Raw genomic sequence first — 3,201 nt, forward strand, 5'->3', positions numbered from 1 at the left:
GTTGATCGGCGTTGCCGGCGGTTTGGCGGTGCTGGTGCTCAGTTGGCTGCTGATCGTGCGGCCGATCGATCTGATGCGCGAATCGGCGAAAGCGCGGCACGACGCCGCGGTGATTGCGCTGGGCCGTATTGATGCGCGGCTGGAGGCCATAGAGGCGGTCCTGGCCAACCCCCGGGCGCCGGTTTCGGGACGGATCGGCGATGTCGTGATGGCCGAGGCGGTCCGCGTCGGTTTCAACACGGCGCAGACCGAACCCGCCGGGACGGACGGGGTGCGCGTGATCATCGGCGCCGCCCGCGCCCAGACCTTCTTCGCCTGGGTCGCCGATCTCGAAACGCGGCTGGGGCTCGATATCGACGCGCTGACCGTGCGGCCCAATGCCGACGAGACGCTGTCGGCCGACGTGACGTTTCGCCGGGGAGGACAGGGCTGATGCGGATCGCGCTTCCGATGGGCCGGACGCTCTTCTTCGTCTGCATCTTTCTGCTGGCGATGCTCGTGCTGATCCCGTTGCGGTTCGGCATGGACTGGCTCGGTCTGGACGAGCGCGGCGTCGCCGCGCGGGAGGCGCAGGGCAGCGTCTGGAACGGTCGGCTGGTCGAGGCGCAGTTCGGCGATGCGGCGGTGGGCGATGTCGATGCCGGACTCGGTTTCTTTCCGCTGCTGATCGGGCGGGCGCGGGTCGCGATGGCGCGGAGCGGGACGGACGTCGGCGAGTTCGGCGATTTTCGCGGGGCGATGAGCGTGTCGGGCGGCGAGTTCGGGCTCGACGACATGCAGGCGTCGCTGCCGGTTGCGCTGCTGTTCGCTCCGCTGCCGATGACGGCGCTCGAGCTGGAGGATGTGACCGTTCATTTCGACAACGGCCTGTGTTCGCAGGCCGAAGGGCTGGTCCGCGCGAGGATCGCGGGCGATCTGGGCGGCGTGGCGCTGCCCGATACCGTCATGGGCAATGCGCAGTGCGACGAGGGCGCCTTGCTGCTGCCGCTGATCAGTCAGAGCGGGATGGAGCAGCTCGATATCCGGATCGGCGCGACCGGCGCCTATACGGCCGAGTTTCGCGTGGCGGCAGTCGACGACAATGCCCGCGAGCGGCTGACCCTTGCCGGGTTCGCGCCCGGGCCCAATGGCTATGCGCTGACGATTCAGGGCGCGTTCTGAGCGAAAGCGGCGACCATCGCTGCGGCGATCGACAATGCGATTTCGGCCGGGCCGACGCTGCCGATATCGAGACCCGCCGGACCGTCGATCCGCGCCAGCGCCTCATCGGCAAATCCCGCCGCGCGCAGCCGCTCGAGCCGCGCCGCATGGCTTTTCCGTGAGCCAAGCGCGGCAATGTAGCCGGCCGGCGAGTCCAGGGCGGCGGCCAGCGCGGGATCGTCGATCTTGGGATCGTGGCTGAGTACGACGATGGCGGTATGCGCGTTGGGCTCATGCGCCATAATCGCTTCGTCGGGCCAGCGCGCATCGCGTTCGCAATCGGGGAAGCGGTCGGCGGTCAGGAACGCCCCGCGCGGATCGATGACGATCGGGGCGATATCGATCTCCGCCGCGATCCGGGCGAGCGATTGCGCGATCTGCACCGCGCCGACGATCAGCAGCTTGCGCTGCGGCTCGTAGCGGTTGATCGACAGCGTATCGGTGTCCGGTCCGGCCGGCCGCGTGATGCCGGTTTCGAGATCCGTTGCCGTCGAAAGCGTTTCGCCATTGCGCCGGGCCGTGTCGATCCGGGCAAACAGCTCCGGCGGAAAACCGCTCGGCCCGACGGGCTGGACCAGGATCTCGATTTCGCCGCCGCAGGGAAGGCCGGCTCGCCAGGCGGTTGTATCCTCCACCCCGAAGCGCAGCCGGCGGAATCGGCCATCGGCGATGACCTCGGCCGCGGCATGGAGAATCTCGCCCTCGACGCATCCGCCCGATACCGAACCCTCGAAACGCCCGTCCTCGTGGATCAGCATATGGCTGCCCGCGGGGCGGGGCGCCGAACCCCAGGTGCGGATGACCGTCGCTACGGCAAGGCGGGCTTCGCGCCATTCCCGTTGCCGCGCGACGATCCGGTTGATTTCGCCCTTCATGCGCCCTCCTTGCGCCGCGAATGCAGGAAAGCGCAAGCGCCGGTTGCGCGGCCGCGCGCAGCTGTGCCAGAGTTGACGTAAAGGAGAGCCAGATGACCGATCGCGTGACCATCGCCATCGACGACAAGGGCGTCGCCGATGTGCGTCTCAACCGGCCCGACAAGATGAATGCGCTCGATCCGGCGATGTTCGACGGGATCATCGGCGCCATCGAACGGCTCGAAGGCGAAGCGGGTGTGCGGGCGGTCGTGCTGTCCGGCGAGGGCCGGGCCTTTTGCGCCGGGCTCGACATGGCAAGCTTTGCCGGCATGGCCCAGAAAAACGCGGACAATGACGATGGCGACGAGCCGAAGTCGGACGGGCTGATGGCGCGAACCTATGGCGATGCCAACAAGTTCCAGCAGGTGGCCTGGGGCTGGCATACGCTGCCGGTTCCGGTCATTGCGTCGGTGCACGGCGTCGCGTTCGGCGGTGGGTTCCAGATCGCGTGCGGTGCCGATATCCGGATCACCGCGCCAGATACCCGCCATGCCATCATGGAAATGAAATGGGGCCTGGTGCCCGATATGGCCGGTATCCCGATCGTCCGGAACCTGGCGCGAGACGATGTGGTGCGCGAGCTTTGCTACACCGCGCGGATCTTCGACGGCGCCGAAGCGCTGGAATATGGTTTCGCCACGCGGCTGTCGAACGATCCGCACGCCGATGCGATGGAACTCGCGCACGAAATCGCCGGCAAGAGCCCGGATGCGGTGCGCGCCAACAAGCGGCTGCTCAACATGTCGCGGGACCAGCACGCGGCGGAAATCCTGCTCGAGGAATCGCGCGAACAGGCGGGCGTGATCGGCCGGCCCAACCAGATCGAGGCGGTGATGGCCGGCATGGCCAAGCGCCCCGGCAACTTCAAGGACGTCGCATAGATGAAAGCCGCGACCCTGAAAAAGCCCGGCGGGCTCGACAATATCGTCATCGCCGATCGCGATCGGCCCGAGGCCGGACCGGGCGAGATCCTCGTGAAGGTCGGCGCGAATTCGCTCAACTATCATGACTATGTCGTCGCGCTGGGCGGCATCCCGACCGCCGATGGCCGGATCCTGATGTCGGACGGCGCGGGAGAGGTCGTCGC

At 67.7% G+C, this 3,201-nt stretch carries 4 protein-coding genes and 1 pseudogene; 4 read left to right on the top strand and 1 reads right to left on the bottom strand.

Annotation, left to right across the window (positions count from 1 at the left end; all coding sequences use genetic code 11):
- Together gspM and ACTS1X_RS13385 are read left to right on the top strand one after the other, a co-directional pair.
- Window positions 1-433 (top strand): type II secretion system protein GspM (gene gspM, locus ACTS1X_RS13380; protein WP_442614904.1); only part of this gene is annotated, 433 nt, incomplete at its 5' end.
- Entirely contained in the window at window positions 433-1,161 is a 729-nt protein-coding gene (locus ACTS1X_RS13385; RefSeq protein WP_442614905.1) for a type II secretion system protein N, read from the top strand. The genes gspM and ACTS1X_RS13385, both read left to right, overlap by 1 nt.
- Here ACTS1X_RS13385 and ACTS1X_RS13390 read toward each other — a convergent pair.
- Complete coding sequence (locus ACTS1X_RS13390) at window positions 1,146-2,075, bottom strand: XdhC family protein (protein WP_442614906.1); 930 nt, start codon at window positions 2,073-2,075, stop codon at window positions 1,146-1,148. The two genes, ACTS1X_RS13385 and ACTS1X_RS13390, sit on opposite strands and share 16 nt — an antisense overlap.
- 92 nt (window positions 2,076-2,167) lie before the next feature.
- Between ACTS1X_RS13390 and ACTS1X_RS13395 the strand changes: the two genes are divergently transcribed.
- Entirely contained in the window at window positions 2,168-2,995 is an 828-nt protein-coding gene (locus ACTS1X_RS13395) for a crotonase/enoyl-CoA hydratase family protein (protein WP_442614907.1), read from the top strand.
- Window positions 2,996-3,201 (top strand): annotated as a pseudogene (locus tag ACTS1X_RS13400) (NAD(P)-dependent alcohol dehydrogenase); the annotation flags it as partial.

Origin of the sequence: Parasphingopyxis sp. (genome assembly GCF_052168275.1) — a bacterium.
Classification (GTDB): Bacteria; Pseudomonadota; Alphaproteobacteria; order Sphingomonadales; family Sphingomonadaceae; genus Parasphingopyxis.

Excerpts from the sequence above, each read along its gene's own strand:
- ACTS1X_RS13385 (WP_442614905.1), top strand. The coding sequence starts at position 433 with ATGCGGATCGCGCTTCCGATGGGCCGGACGCTCTTCTTCGTCTGCATC.
- ACTS1X_RS13390 (WP_442614906.1), bottom strand. The coding sequence starts at position 2,075 with ATGAAGGGCGAAATCAACCGGATCGTCGCGCGGCAACGGGAATGGCGC.
- ACTS1X_RS13395 (WP_442614907.1), top strand. The coding sequence starts at position 2,168 with ATGACCGATCGCGTGACCATCGCCATCGACGACAAGGGCGTCGCCGAT.